Origin of the sequence: Pseudomonas sp. AOB-7, assembly GCF_003696305.1 — a bacterium.
In the GTDB taxonomy this organism is placed as follows: Bacteria; Pseudomonadota; Gammaproteobacteria; order Pseudomonadales; family Pseudomonadaceae; genus Aquipseudomonas.
The window spans coordinates 1-13801 of sequence record NZ_RFFK01000001.1; the positions used below are offsets into that span (position 1 = coordinate 1).

The 13801-nt window shown below is 67.6% G+C and carries 7 protein-coding genes and 1 tRNA gene; all 8 read right to left on the reverse strand.

The features are described 5' to 3' along the window. Positions 1-195 precede the first annotated feature (195 nt). Positions 196-2223, reverse strand: coding sequence for an exodeoxyribonuclease V subunit alpha (recD, locus tag EA796_RS00005; RefSeq protein WP_122107034.1), 2028 nt, complete (start codon positions 2221-2223; stop codon positions 196-198). After that, a complete protein-coding gene (recB, locus tag EA796_RS00010; protein WP_122107035.1) occupies positions 2220-5852 on the reverse strand; it encodes an exodeoxyribonuclease V subunit beta in 3633 nt (1210 codons plus the stop codon). The genes recD and recB overlap by 4 nt, the downstream gene beginning before the upstream one ends. Next, positions 5849-9265: an exodeoxyribonuclease V subunit gamma gene (gene recC, locus EA796_RS00015; RefSeq protein WP_122107036.1), complete on the reverse strand. Its 3417-nt coding sequence runs from the start codon at positions 9263-9265 to the stop codon at positions 5849-5851. The genes recB and recC overlap by 4 nt, the downstream gene beginning before the upstream one ends. A gap of 242 nt (positions 9266-9507) precedes the next feature. After that, positions 9508-9584, reverse strand: a tRNA-Pro gene (locus tag EA796_RS00020). Between the two features lie 76 nt (positions 9585-9660). Further along, positions 9661-10017 (reverse strand): MerR family transcriptional regulator, encoded by a 357-nt coding sequence (locus tag EA796_RS00025; protein WP_021441988.1) that lies wholly within the window; start codon positions 10015-10017, stop codon positions 9661-9663. After that, positions 9998-10300 (reverse strand): integration host factor subunit alpha, encoded by a 303-nt coding sequence (gene ihfA / locus EA796_RS00030; protein ID WP_003243414.1) that lies wholly within the window; start codon positions 10298-10300, stop codon positions 9998-10000. The genes EA796_RS00025 and ihfA overlap by 20 nt, the downstream gene beginning before the upstream one ends. Positions 10301-10303: 3 nt before the next feature. Continuing rightward, entirely contained in the window at positions 10304-12682 is a 2379-nt protein-coding gene (pheT, locus tag EA796_RS00035; protein WP_122107037.1) for a phenylalanine--tRNA ligase subunit beta, read from the reverse strand. Positions 12683-12724: 42 nt separating this feature from the next. Beyond that, positions 12725-13741, reverse strand: a complete 1017-nt coding sequence (pheS, locus tag EA796_RS00040) for a phenylalanine--tRNA ligase subunit alpha (RefSeq protein ID WP_122107038.1) — start codon at positions 13739-13741, stop codon at positions 12725-12727. Between the last annotated feature and the right edge of the window lie 60 nt (positions 13742-13801).

Below are 13801 nucleotides of genomic sequence, written 5' to 3' on the forward strand. Positions count from 1 at the left end.
GAAGCACCGACAGGATCCAACCACCACCCTGTCGACCGGCGCGCATTCTACACGCCAACCCCAGCTTTGCAACCCCTCTTTTAAATCCAACCTATTGATTAGCAAGAGGTTTTAGAAGAGCTTCAGCACTGAAGTGGCGCGCATTCTACCGCCTGAGGAAGGCACGTCAACACCTTTCTGAAAAGAATTGCGCCCTCAGCTCTCCAGGGCCTCGCGCAGACCACTGCGCCGCTCGACCCGCCGCAGCACCGCCTGCTCGAAGATGCCGGCGCGGGTCTCCACCAGGCTAAACCAATGCCGCGCCCGGGTAATGCCGGTGTACACCAGTTCCTTGGTCAGAACCGGGTTGAGGCTGTCCGGGAGGATCAGCGCACAGTGGGCGAACTCCGAGCCCTGGGACTTGTGCACTGTCATGGCGAACACCGTCTCCACCGCGCTCAACCGGCTCGGCAGGATATGACGCAACGCGCCGCTGCCGTCGTTGCGCGGAAACACCACACGCAGCACCTGGCGCAGCGGCGCACCGGGGAACTCCGGAGGCTCGGGCAGGCGCAGGGCGATACCGATATCGCCGTTCATCAACCCCAGGCTGTAATCGTTGCGGGTCACCAGCACCGGTCGCCCTTCGAACCAGCCATGCTCCTGCTCCAGCAGCCCATGACGTTGCAGCGCCTGGGCGATGCGCTGGTTCAGCGTTTCGACGCCCCAAGGCCCCTTGCGTACCGCGCAAAGCAACTGGAACTGATCGAAGGCCGCCAGCACCCTGCCGGCCCAGCCATCCCAGGCCTGGATATCGGCGTCCGGCGCCGGCCGCTCCGCTCGCATCACCTGCAGGTAATGAGCATAGCCCTGGGCTCGGCGTTCGCCGTCCGTCAGCCCCTCCAGCAGCAAGTGCACCAGGGCACGGTCCTGCTCGCCGGCAAGACGCAGCACATGCAAGTCGTCGCTGCCGGCTGCCAGGGTAGCGCGAGCGGCCTGGGCATCGGCCTGGTTCACCGCACGGGCCAGGCGACCGATGCCGGAGGCGCCGGCGAAACGCCGCGAGTGGCGCAGCATGACGATATGCTGGGCCAGCGCCTGCTCGCCGGGCACCAGCGCCGGATCGACCATCCGCTCGCCGGTCTGCGCCTCCAGCCAGGCGCGGGTCGCGGCGCTGTAGCCACCGGCCTCCGCATCCCGACACAGATCGCCCAGCACCGCCCCGGCCTCCACCGAGGCGAGCTGATCCTTGTCACCCAGCAGGATCAACCGCGCATGAGCCGGCAGGGCGTCCAGCAGGCTGGCCATCATCTCCAGGTCGATCATCGACGCCTCGTCCACCACCAGCACATCCAGCGGCAACGGGTTACCGGCGTCGTGGCGGAAGTGGCGGCTGTCCGGGCGACTGCCTAGCAGACGATGCAGCGTGGTTACCGTACTGGGAATCTGCTGCCGCACGGCGTCCGCCACCGGCAGCGAGGCCACCTGCCCGCCGATGGACTCGGTGAGGCGCGCCGCCGCCTTGCCGGTGGGCGCCGCCAGACTCAGACGCAGCGGTGCCCCGGCGGCCATCGCCGCCTCCTGCAGCAACGCCAGCAGACGCACCACGGTGGTGGTCTTGCCGGTACCGGGGCCGCCGGTGATCAGGGTGAAGCGCCCCTGAGCCGCCAGCGCACAGGCCAGCTTCTGCCAGTCGGTCAGGCGCTCGCCAGCCAGGATCAGGGGTTCGGGGAACAGCGTGGCCAGACGCGCCGAGAGATCGGCCGGCGCCGCGGAGCCTGCTTGTAGGCGCTGAGCGATATTGCTCGCCACGCGGCGCTCGTAGTCCCAGTAACGCCGCATATAGAGGCAGGAACCGGCCAACACCAGCGGCGCGCCTGGGTCCTCCAGCAGCGAACTGCCGGCGCAGGCCGCCAGCCACTGCTCCAGTTCGAGCCCCGCCACTACCTGGGATGGCAGCAGCGTCGCGGTCTCGGCATCCTCGCCTTCCGGCGGCAGGGACAGGGTGAAGTCTGGGTTGGCCAGGGTCGCCGCCAGATCCAGACAGACATGCCCCTGGCCGAGTTGATGACTGGCCAGGGCCGCGCCGAGGATCAGCAGCGGCGAGGCATCCGGGTCCAGCTCAGCGAGGAACTGCGCCAGGGCGCGGTCCAATTCCCGTAGCCAGCCGCGCTCGCTCCAGGCGGCCAGCAGGACGAAGAGTTCGGCGCGCTCGCGCAGCGCCGGCGACAGGGTCGGACTCATGCCATGGCCTCCTCGGCTTCACCCATAAACAGTGCATCGAGCTGCTCGATCAGCTCACGCGGCGGCCGCGCCAGGTAGACGCCGTGTGCCGGCGCGCGGAGGAACAGATAGAGCGCGCCGCCCAGGTGACGGTCGTAGTCGTATTCCGCCAGGCGCAGGCGCAGCTGTCGGTGCAGGGCCAGCACGTAGAGCACGTACTGCAGGTCGTAGCGGTGGCTGGCCATGGCCGCCGCCATGGCGTCGTGGGTATAGGCGCCATCGTCGACGCCCAGCCAGTTGGACTTGTAGTCGGCCACGTAGTAGCGCCCCTGGTGCTCGAACACCAGGTCGATAAAGCCCTTGAACATGCCGTTCAGGGTGTCCGCGCGCAGCGGTTGCCGGGCGATGCCGGGCAGCTCGCAGCGCTGCACCAGCTCATCCAGGCGGCGCACGTCGACCGCCCGCGCCTCGAACCAGAACTCCAACTCCGCCTGGTACTGCGACAGCTCGGCCAGGCAGACCGCCTCGTCGTCGCCAAGCGGCAGCGGCTGCACCAGCAATCCTTGCAGCCATTGCTGCAGCGGATCGATCCAGCTTTCCAGGCCGCGCCGCTGGCAACGCCGCGCCAGGGCCTCGCGCAGCGCGAGGGAATCTGCGGCGAGCTGGGCGAAGCCCTCCTGCGCCGCCATTTCCAGCAGCCCGTGGAGGAAGGTGCCGGGATTGGGGCCGCGGGGAAAGCGATGCAGCCCCTGGGCCGAGGCCGGCAGCGGCGGCAGGGCCAGTTCCGAGCTCTCGTCGTCGCAGGCGTTCTGCATGGCCAGGCTGTCCGGTGCGGCGTCTTCGTAGCGGTTGACCCTGGCCGGCGCGTCCTCGTCGAGGCGCAGGGCGCTGTAGGAGGCGATCCACCAGTGCTCGGCGGCGCGCCGCGCCGGGGTGCGCCAACGGGGGACGAACTGTTCGTCGTCCGACGCCCGATAGCGCTGCTCGCCGGCTTGCGGTACCGGGGCCAGCACGCTGCGCGGCGCGTCTGCGAATGGCGCTAGCCAGCCGGCAAGGTCCGCACTAGCGGCCAGCGGCACGTCGCCGCCCAGCAGGTAGCCGAGGGCGGACTCGTGCAGCCGCGATTTCTTGCCATTGCCGATCTTCAGGTCCGCCACGCCCAGCCAGCAGCCATGGCGCGCGCGGGTCAGGGCCACGTAGAGCAGGCGCAGATCCTCGCCCAGCCGCTCGCGCTCGGCGCGCGCCAGGGTGTCCTCGTCGGCCTTGAGCACCAGGCGCCGACGCTGGCCGTCATGCACCTGCAGCGGCTGCTTGTCGTCCAGCGGGCGGAAGGCGCAGATAAAGGGCAGGAACACCAGGGGGTATTCCAGGCCCTTGGATTTGTGGATGGTCACCACCCGCACCAGCGCCTCGTCGCTTTCCAGGCGCAGCACCTGCTCCTCGGCGGCCTGGCCCTCACCGGCCAGCAGCTCGCCCAGGTGGCGGATCAACGCCAGCTCGCCGTCCAGTTCTGCGGCGGCCTGCTGCAGCAACTCGGCCAGATGCAGCAGGTTGGTCAGCACCCGTTCGCCGTCCTCGCGACCCATCAGCCGCTGCGGCAGGGCGAAGTCCTGCAGCAACTGGCGCAGCATCGGCAGCACGCCCTGACGCTGCCAGCGCTGGCGATAGTCGCGAAACTGCAGGACGCGGTGCTCCCAGATGCGCTCGTCGAGATTGAGCCGCTCCAGTTCGTCCAGCGCCAGGCCCAGGGTGGCGCTGGCCAGCGCTGCGCGCAGCGGACGGTCCTGGTCCGGTTCGGCGCAGGCACGCAGCCACAGCAGCAGGTCGCGGGCCTCCTGGGCGGCGAACACCGAATCCTTGTCCGACAGGTAGACGCTGCGCACGTCGCGGGCGGCCAGCTCGCCACGGATGGCCTGGGCCTCGTTGAAGTCGCGCACCAGCACGGCGATATCGCTGGGGCGCAGCGCGACCAGTCCATCCGCCCCGCTGAAGCCGGCGCGACCCTGCTGGCCCAGATCCAGCAGGCGCACGATCTCGCCGGCACTGGCGCCGGCCAGGGCATCGAGGTAGGCACCCTTGGCCAGCGGCTCGTCGCTCGCCAGGTGCCAGAGGCTCAGCGCCGGTTGCGCCTGGCCGTCCAGCGTCCAGGTCTCCTTGCGCCCCTGCGCGCTCACGTCGATAAATGGCAGGTCGTCGCGCAGCAGGAAGGCCCCCTCCCCGCCCTCGCGCTGTTCGGCGCGCAAAAATATGCCGTTCACTGCCGCCACCATGTCCTCACTGGAGCGGAAGTTCGTCTCCAGATTGTAGTGGCGCCCGGCGGTGGCACGCCGGGCGCGCAGGTAGGTGTGAATGTCGGCGCCGCGGAAGGAATAGATGGCCTGTTTGGGGTCGCCGATCATGAACAGGCCGCAGTCGTCGCGATTGATCTCCACCTGATAGAGGGTGTCGAAGATGCGGTACTGCAGCGGGTCGGTGTCCTGGAATTCGTCGATCAGCGCCACCGGGAACTGGCGACGGATCACCTCGGCCAGGCGCGGGCCGTTGTCGCCCTGCAGGGCGGCGTCGAGACGGCTGAGCATGTCGTCGAAGCCCATTTCCGCGCGCTGACGCTTCTCCCGGTCGAAACGCTGGCGCACCCAGGCCGCCGCATGGCGCAGTGCGGTTTCGGCCGGATCGCTGAGCGCGGCGAGGCGCTCGGGCAGCACGGCCATGGCCTCCAGGGCGGGGTGCACCGGCGGCTCGCCCTTCCAGGCTTCGGCCAGGCCATCGGGGGTCAGGCGAGCGAAGCCGGTGCCGAGCTCCAGACGATCCTCCTCGCCGCTCGCCCAGTCGCGCACCTTGCTCAGCCAGGGGTTGTAGTAGCGCGCCTGGATCTTGCGGGCATCCACCTGCTTGGCGGCGACGGCCGCATCCAGCAGCGCCTGCAACTCGTCGGCCCAGGTGCGCCAGGGCGTCTTCAGCGCCGCCAGTTCGCGCTGGCGATCGGCCAGGGCTCGCTCCAGCAGCTCGCCCAGCGGTTGGTCGCCGGACGCGCCCTCCTCGCCCAGCAGCGGCCGCAGCCGCGCGCCGAGGTTGGCCGGCGCGCCCCAGTGACGCGCCGCCCACGCCAGCGCCGCGCCCTGCAGCGGATAGCAGTGCTGCCGCCAGTAGTCGCGCACCACTTCGGCGAGCAGTTCGCTGTGGTCGGTCTCCAGGGTCTGGCTGAACAGGCTGCCGCTGTCGAAGGCGTGCTCGCGCAGCATGCGCTGGCACCAGCCATGGATGGTGGAAACGGCCGCCTCGTCCATCCACTGCGCGGCCAACTCCAGGCGGCGGGCACAGTCGGGCCACCGGGCCGCGGGGAAGTCCGCGCGCAGCTCGTGCAGCAGCGCGTCGGCCTCGCCGTCGCCGCGAAAAAGCGCCGCCGCCTGCACCAGGCGTGCGCGGATACGGTCGCGCAGCTCGCGGGTGGCGGCGTCGGTGAAAGTCACCACCAGGATCTGCGGCGGCAGCAAGGGCTCGCGGAAGGCCGCGTCGCCACCGTGGCCGAGGATCAGGCGCAGGTAGAGCGCGGAAATGGTGAAAGTCTTGCCAGTACCGGCGCTGGCCTCGATCAGGCGGCTGCCGTGCAGCGGAAAGCTCAGGGCCAGGGGACGTCGTGACGGGCTCATGGCCTATCCTCCTCGAGGGCAATCGGCTGGCTTTGCAGCAGCGGCCGGTACAGTCGCTCGCTCCAGACCGGGAACTGGCGATCGGCGGTCAGCGCCGCGTAGTCGGGGAACTGCCGCGCCAGGCTGGCGCTGCCGGCCACTTCGCCGCTGAGGTTGTAGCCACCCTCGTAGACGGCTCTGGCCTTGTCGTCGTTCTCCTCCTGCAGCCAGGCCAGCGACGTCTTCAACGCCACCGGCAGCGGCGCCTGCATGCCGGCATTCCAGGCTTGCAGCCAGCCGGCGAGCAGCTGCGCCGCATGCTCGGTCGGCAGCGGCTCGAAGACCAGGGCCTGGTCCTCGCCCACCAACAGCGTGCTGATGGGCGCGTCGCAAGCGGCGGCGATCACGTGCAGCACATAGGGGCGCAGCAGGCGATGCCACTTCCAGGTCTTGTCATTGGCCAGGGCGCCGGGCAGCAGCTCCAGGCGCGCCAGGCTGCCGTCGGCCTGGCGCCGCAGGCCGCCGAGCCAGCCGTCCAGCTGCACGTCGGCGGCGCTGAAGCTCAGTCGCTGCGGCGACTCCAGCAGCTCCGGCCACAACAGGCAGAGCCCCTGATAACGCTGCAGCTGCGCCGGCAACGGTGCCAGCAAGGCATCGCGGTATTGCGCGCCGAAGCCGGCCAGCGGCAGCACGCCGCTGCGCTGCAGGCGGTCGGCGGCCGCCAGCAGGGCGTCCTCGGCATCGCCGTCCGGGGTCAACACGGCGGCTTTCAGCAAACGCTCCTGCAGCTGGTAGCGTTCCAGCGCGTCGAGGGCGAAGGGTTCGCTGTCCAGCCGGGCCTGCTCCTCTTCATCGAGGAACACCTTGAGGCGGCGGGCGAAGAAGCACTTCACCGGATCACGGAGGAAACTCTGCAACAGTTCGGGGCCGATCTGCTGGCCATCCTCCCAGGCCGGCAACGCCCCCTGGGCCACGGCGGACGCGGCCTGGCCATGCAGCGCGGCCCATTCGTGGACGTAACTGAACAGCCCCGGCTCGGCGCCGAAGTAGCGACGACTGAAGGGCTGCAGCGGATGTTCGGTGGTCAGCGCAGGCAGCAGGTCGCCGCCGCCAAGCAGTCTCCAGGCGGCGCCGAGATGGTCGCGCAGCTGGCCGATCAGCACCGACGGCGGGCGCTCGCTGTTGTCGCGGATGCTGCGGCCCACCCAGCTGATATAGAGGCGCTCGCGCGCCGCCAGCAGCGCCTCCAGCAGCAGGTAGCGGTCGCCCTCGCGGCGCGAGCGGTCGCCGGGGCGGTAGTCGCCGGCCATCAGGTCGAAGTCCAGCGGCGCCTGGTTGCGCGGGTAGTCGCCGTCGTTCATGCCGAGCAGGCAGACGTGACGGAAGGGAATGGCGCGCATCGGCATCAGGGTGCAGAAGTTCACCGCGCCGGCGAGAAATCGCTGGCTCAGGCGGCCCTGATCGAGATCGCCGAGCCAGGCTTCGCGCACCACCGGCAGCGGCAGCGGCTCTGCCAGGCCGCCGGTTTCGCACAGCGCCAGCCAGGCGTCGAGGGCATCCAGCAGCTGAGTGCGCAGCACCTCCTCGCGGTCGTCCTGAGGCAGGAAGAAACCCTCCAGCAGGTCGCGCAAACGCGCGCCCCAGCGCGCCGGGCTGGCTGGTTCGCGCAGCGCTTCCAGTTGGCGTTCGAGAGCCTCCAGCAGACGGGTCAGCGGGCCGATCAGGGCGGCGTCGAGGCCGCCGATCTCGTCATAGGGCTCGATGCCGGCATAGGCCCCCGCCCCGCCCACCGCGTAGCCCAGCAGCATGCGGCGCAGGCCGAAACGCCAGGTGTTCTGTTCCAGGCCTGTACCCAGCCCCAGGGATTCGCGCTGGCGGGCATCTAGGCCCCAGCGGATGCCGGCGCCTTCCAGCCAGCGCCGCAGGGTGGGCAGCTCCTCTTCCTTGATGCCGAAGCGCGCGCGCAGGGCGGCGACGTCCAGCAGGTCGAGCACCTCGCTGACGCTGAAGCGACTGTCCGGCAGCTGCAGCAGGTGTTCCAGGGCGATCAGCAGCGGCTCCTTGCCGCGCAGGCCCTGGTCCGCCAGGGTGAAGGGAATGTGCCGCGGATCGTCGCTGGCGAACTGGCCGAACACCGCCTGGATGTGCGGCGCGTAGGTGTTCACGTCCGGCACCATGACGATCACGTCGCGCGGGCGCAGGCTCGGGTCTCCGCTGAAGCATGCCAGCAACTGGTCGTGCAGCACCTCCACCTCGCGCTGGGCGCTGTGGGCGACGTGGAAGCGCAGCGAGCGGTCCCGCGCCGGATCCAGCGGCGGCCAGGTGGTGCGGGTTTCCGCCAGCGGGCGCAGGTCGAGAATGTCGTTCTGCAGTTGGCCCAGCAGGCTGTCCTCGCGCGCCGTACTGAACAGGTCGATGCGCTCGAACGCCTCGCGGTAGCGCTGCGGCTCGTCGTACTGATCGAGCAGGTTGATGTAGTCGCGGCCCTGCTTGCCCCAGGCAGCCAGCAGCGGTTGGGCGTGCTGGTGCATCTCTTCCTGCTCGAACAGGCCGATCTGCCCGGCCGGCTTGCCCTTGCGCTGCTGGCGGCGGTACTCGTGGCGCAGCAGGTCCTTGTCCTCGACTATGTCGCCCCAATGGTGCTGGCAGGGGTTGTGCACGTAGAGCATCACCTGGCTGAAGCGCGCCATGGCGGCTAGCGCCTCCAGCACCTGGGCCGGCAACGAGGAGATGCCGAAAACCGTGATCCGCCGCGGCAGACCGGGCGGCGGCGCGTCCAGCTCGGCCAGGCGCGCGACGAAGCGCGGATGCACGCCGGCGCGGCTGTCCGCCAGGTGCTCCGCGCCGACATCCGCCAGCAATGCCCGCCACAAGGCCGGTTGCCAGCGCGAGGCCTCGTCCAGCAAGCGCTCGCCACCACGCGAGGTGCGTAGGCGATCGTGCCCCGCCGCCCAGTCCGCCAGCCAGTCGGCGCGATAGACCTGGTACTGGTCGAACAGATCCGCCAGGCGCTCGGCCAACTGGTGGCGCTTGCGCAGGTCGCCGTCGTCGGCGAGAAAACGCCGCAACGGGGCAAAGGCGTCGTCCGCCAGCAGCGCCGGCAACAGGCGCATCAGACGCCAGGTCAGCGGCGCCTTGTCCAGCGGCGACTGCGACGGAATCGCATCCTTGCCCAACACGCCGCGGTAGGCCTGCCAGAGAAAACGCGCCGGTAGATCCACGTCCAACGCCGCGGCGATACCGCAACCGTCGCGCTCGGCCAGCGCCAGCTTGAGCCACTGGGCGATACCGTTGCTCTGCACCAGCAGCACTTCGTTCTCCAGCGGCCGCAGCGGATAACGACGCATCCACTGCACCGCCAACGCGCGCAACTCTTCCAGATGGTTGCCGTGGATCACGATAAGACCGGGGGAAAGCTCCGGGCTGGCGGGCATCGACTGGCTCCTTGCAAATAACGATGGGCAAGTTTGCCAGTAATTGGCGACCAGGTGCGCCGAGAACGTTTGGCCATTTCAAGCATCGTCAACTGGCGGGGAACTGGCATTGCACGATTCAGTTGCGGGGGATTGGTTACCGAGCCCCGCAGATCGGCACCGACAGTATTGAGGCGGATGAAAGAATTCGCAGACACAAAAAAGCCTGGTCATCACTGACCAGGCTTTGATGTAGGGTTTTTTGGTCGGGACGGAGTGATTCGAACACTCGACCCCTTGCACCCCATGCAAGTGCGCTACCGGGCTGCGCTACGCCCCGACGATGCTTACGTGTTACCGAAAGCGGGAGGAACTATACATTAAGCTTTTGAATTAAGGCAACTTTTTCTTTTGCCCTATTTCCGCAGGACATGCAGCACGTCCTCGAGCTCGACGATCATCTGCTTGATCAACTGACGATACTGGGTGGTGTCGTCCTTGGCCTCGTCGCCGGAGAGGCGCTGACGCGCCCCGCCGATGGTGAAGCCCTGATCGTAGAGCAACGCGCGAATCTGCCGGATCATCAGTACGTCCTGGCGCTGGTAGTAACGGCGGTTGCCCCGCCGCTTGACCGGATTGAGCTGTGGAAACTCCTGTTCCCAATAACGCAGGACATGGGGCTTGACCGCGCAGAGCTCGCTGACTTCGCCGATGGTGAAGTAGCGCTTGCCGGGTATCGCCGGTAGCTCGTCGTTATGACTTGGTTCCAGCATATGCCTCGACCCTGGCCTTCAGTTTTTGCCCTGGACGAAAGGTGACCACACGGCGAGCCGTGATCGGGATCTCCTCTCCTGTTTTCGGGTTGCGGCCGGGTCGCTGGCGCTTGTCGCGCAAGTCGAAGTTACCGAACCCGGAAAGCTTGACCTGTTCGTTCAGCTCCAGAGCCTGGCGGATCTCTTCAAAAAACAGCTCCACCAGCTCCTTGGCTTCCCGTTTGTTCAGGCCGAGCTCTTCGTACAGACGTTCCGCCATTTCAGCTTTCGTCAGAGCCCCCATACGCTACTTCCTTAACGTGGCGTTGAACCTTTGTTCGAGGCAGGTGAGGATATTTTGCGTAGTAGTACTCACCTCATCGTCATTAAGAGTGCGCGATGGATGCTGCCAGGTCAAGCCGACTGCCAGGCTTTTTCTAAGCGGATCAATGCCTTTACCGTGATAGACGTCAAATAGCTTGAGGTCTGTCAGCCACTCGCCCGCCGCCTCGCGAATGGCGGCGAGCACGGCCTCGGCCGGCTGTTCGCGATCGACCAGCAGTGCCAGGTCGCGGCGTACTTCGGGGAAGCGCGACAGCTCGCTGAAAACCGGCATGCGCCCGACTGCCACCTCGGTCAGCAGCAACTCGAAGAGGAACACCGGCTGATCCAGACCGAGGGTCTTGGCCAGCTCCGGATGCAGGGCACCGATGAAACCGACCAGACGCCCCTCCCGCTCGATGCGCGCGGTCTGACCCGGATGCAGCGCCGGATGCTCACCTGGCACGAAGCTGAAGGCATCGGCAGCGCCGGCACAGCCCAGCAGCGCCTCGACATCGGCCTTCAGATCGTAGAAGTCCACACTCTCCCGGCTATTGGCCCAGCCTTCCGGCAGACGGCCGCCACTGATCACGCCGCCCAGCATGGCTTCCTGCTTGAGACCTTCGAGCTGGCCGACGAAACGCAGGCCGCTCTCGAACAGACGCACGCGCGACTGCTGGCGATTGAGGTTGTGCTCCAGCGCCTTGACTAGGCCCGGCCACAGCGAGCAGCGCATGGCGGCCATGTCGGCGGAGATCGGGTTGGCCAGCTGCAGCGGGACGACACCCGGGTTGAACAACTCGAACAGCTTGGGATCGATAAAACTGTAGGTGATGGCCTCCTGGTAACCACGCGCCACCAGCAGGCGACGCAGGGCCGGCAGCTCGGCACGGGCTTCGGCCTTGGCCTGCGGGGCCAGGCGTGCCTGCGGGTAACGCACCGGCAGGCGGTTGTAGCCATACAGACGACCCAGCTCTTCGATCAGGTCCACTTCCAGGCTGATATCGAAGCGGTGGCTCGGCACGCTGACCTGCCAATGGCCGGCGCCCTCGGCGGTCACGCCCAGGCCCAGCGCGCTGAGCAGGCGCTCGACTTCAGCGCCGTCCATGTCCAGGCCAAGCATCTGGCTGATGCGCTCAGCGCGCAGAGTGATCGGCGCGACGTTTGGCAGGTCAGCCGCACTGGCCACTTCGATGATCGGGCCGGCGTCCCCGCCGACGATCTCCAGCAGCAGCGCAGTGGCGCGCTCCATGGCGCTGCGCGCCAGCTGCGAGTCGACGCCGCGCTCGAAGCGATGCGAGGAATCGGTGTGCAGGCCATAGGAGCGCGCCTTGCCGGCCACGGCGATATTGTCGAAGAAGGCGCTCTCGAGGAACAGGTCGCGGGTCTTGCCGCTCACGCCGCTGTGCTCGCCCCCCATCACGCCGGCAATCGCCAGGGCGCGCTCGTGGTCGGCGATCACCAGGGTGTCGGAGCGCAGGCTGACTTCCTGACCATCCAGCAGCACCAGCTTCTCGCCCTCTTCCGCCATGCGCACGCGGATGCCGCCGTTGATTTCGGCCAGATCGAAGGCGTGCATCGGCTGGCCAAGTTCGAGCATCACGTAGTTGGTGATGTCGACGGCGGCGTCGATGCTACGGATATCGGAGCGACGCAGGCGCTCGACCATCCACAGCGGGGTCGGCTTGGACAGGTCGACGTTGCGAATGACGCGACCCAGGTAGCGCGGGCAGGCCTTGGGCGCCAGCACCTCGACCGGACGCACTTCGTCATGGACAGCCGCGACCGGGGCGACGGAAGCCGCCGAGAGCGAGACGCCGTAAATGGCGCCGACTTCGCGGGCCAGACCGGCCAGCGACAGGCAGTCGCCGCGGTTCGGGGTCAGGCCGATTTCGATGCTGGCATCGTCCAGGCTCAGGTAGGTGCGAATGTCCTGGCCGACCGGAGCATCCGCCGCCAGCTCCATCAGGCCGCTGTTGTCCTCGCTGATCTGCAGTTCGGAGGCCGAGCAGAGCATGCCCTGGGACTCCACGCCGCGCAGCTTGGCTTGCTTGATCTTGAAGTCGCCCGGCAGTTCGGCGCCGATCATGGCGAAGGGAATCTTGATGCCGGCACGGGCGTTGGGCGCGCCGCAAACCACCTGGAAGTTGGCGCTGCCGTTGCTGACCTGGCACACACGCAGCTTGTCGGCGTCCGGGTGCTGCTCGGCGCTGAGGATCTCGCCCACCACCACGCCGCTGAACTGGCCGGCGACCGGGATCACCGCGTCCACTTCCAGGCCGACCATGGACAGGCGGGCCACCAGCTCGTCGCGCGAGACGTCCGGGTTCACCCAGCTGCGCAGCCACTGTTCACTGAATTTCATACTGTCTGTTCTCCTTAAACGAATTCGATGACGAAGGCGGTACTAGCGAAATTGCGCCAGAAACCGCAGGTCGTTATCGAAGAACAGGCGCAAGTCATTGACGCCATAACGCAGCATGGCCAGGCGCTCGACGCCCATGCCGAAGGCGAAGCCGGAGTATTTCTCCGGGTCGATGCCGCTCATGCGCAGCACGTCCGGATGCACCATGCCGCAGCCCATCACTTCCAGCCAGCCGGTCTGCTTGCACACGCGACAGCCCTTGCCCGAGCACATCACGCACTGCATGTCGACTTCGGCCGAGGGCTCGGTGAAGGGGAAGAAGGACGGGCGGAAACGCACGCCCAGCGGCTTCTCGAAGAACACCCGGAGGAACTCCTCGATGGTGCCCTTGAGGTCGGCGAAGCTGATGCCCTCGTCGACCAGCAGGCCTTCGACCTGGTGGAACATCGGCGAGTGGGTGATATCGGAGTCGCAGCGGTAGACGCGGCCGGGGCAGACGATGCGGATCGGCGGCTGCTGCGACTCCATGGTGCGCACCTGCACCGGCGAGGTGTGGGTGCGCAGCAGCATGTTGGCGTTGAAATAGAAGGTGTCGTGCATCGCCCGCGCCGGATGGTGGCCGGGGATGTTGAGGGCTTCGAAGTTGTGGTAGTCGTCTTCGACTTCCGGGCCCTCGGCGACGTTGTAGCCGATATGGGTGAAGAACTGCTCGACACGCTCGAGGGTACGGGTGACCGGGTGCAGGCCGCCGGAGGCCTGGCCGCGGCCCGGCAGGGTCACGTCGATGCGCTCGGACGCCAGCTTCTCAGCGAGCAGGGCCTGCTCAAGCACGGATTTGCGGGCGTTCAGGGCGTCCTGAACCTGGTTCTTGGCGGCGTTGATCAGGGCGCCAGCCTGCGGACGCTCCTCGGCCGACAGCTTGCCCAGGGTCTGCATCAGGGCGGTCAGCTCGCCCTTCTTGCCGAGATACTGAACCCGGAGTTGTTCCAGGGCGTTGACGTCTGCGGTGTTTTGCACGGCCTCTAGCGCTTGCGAGACCAATGCATCCAGGTTTTCCATGTACGGACTCCAGATACGAAATAGGGGAAGAGCTTGAAGGCTCTTCCCCTATCTTTGACG

Bases quoted from the DNA above. Each gene is read 5' to 3' on its own strand.
- recB (WP_122107035.1), bottom strand. From the start codon at position 5,852: ATGAGCCCGTCACGACGTCCCCTGGCCCTGAGCTTTCCGCTGCACGGC.
- pheS (WP_122107038.1), bottom strand. From the start codon at position 13,741: ATGGAAAACCTGGATGCATTGGTCTCGCAAGCGCTAGAGGCCGTGCAA.
- EA796_RS00025 (WP_021441988.1), bottom strand. From the start codon at position 10,017: ATGCTGGAACCAAGTCATAACGACGAGCTACCGGCGATACCCGGCAAG.
- recC (WP_122107036.1), bottom strand. From the start codon at position 9,265: ATGCCCGCCAGCCCGGAGCTTTCCCCCGGTCTTATCGTGATCCACGGC.
- pheT (WP_122107037.1), bottom strand. From the start codon at position 12,682: ATGAAATTCAGTGAACAGTGGCTGCGCAGCTGGGTGAACCCGGACGTC.
- ihfA (WP_003243414.1), bottom strand. From the start codon at position 10,300: ATGGGGGCTCTGACGAAAGCTGAAATGGCGGAACGTCTGTACGAAGAG.
- recD (WP_122107034.1), bottom strand. From the start codon at position 2,223: ATGAGTCCGACCCTGTCGCCGGCGCTGCGCGAGCGCGCCGAACTCTTC.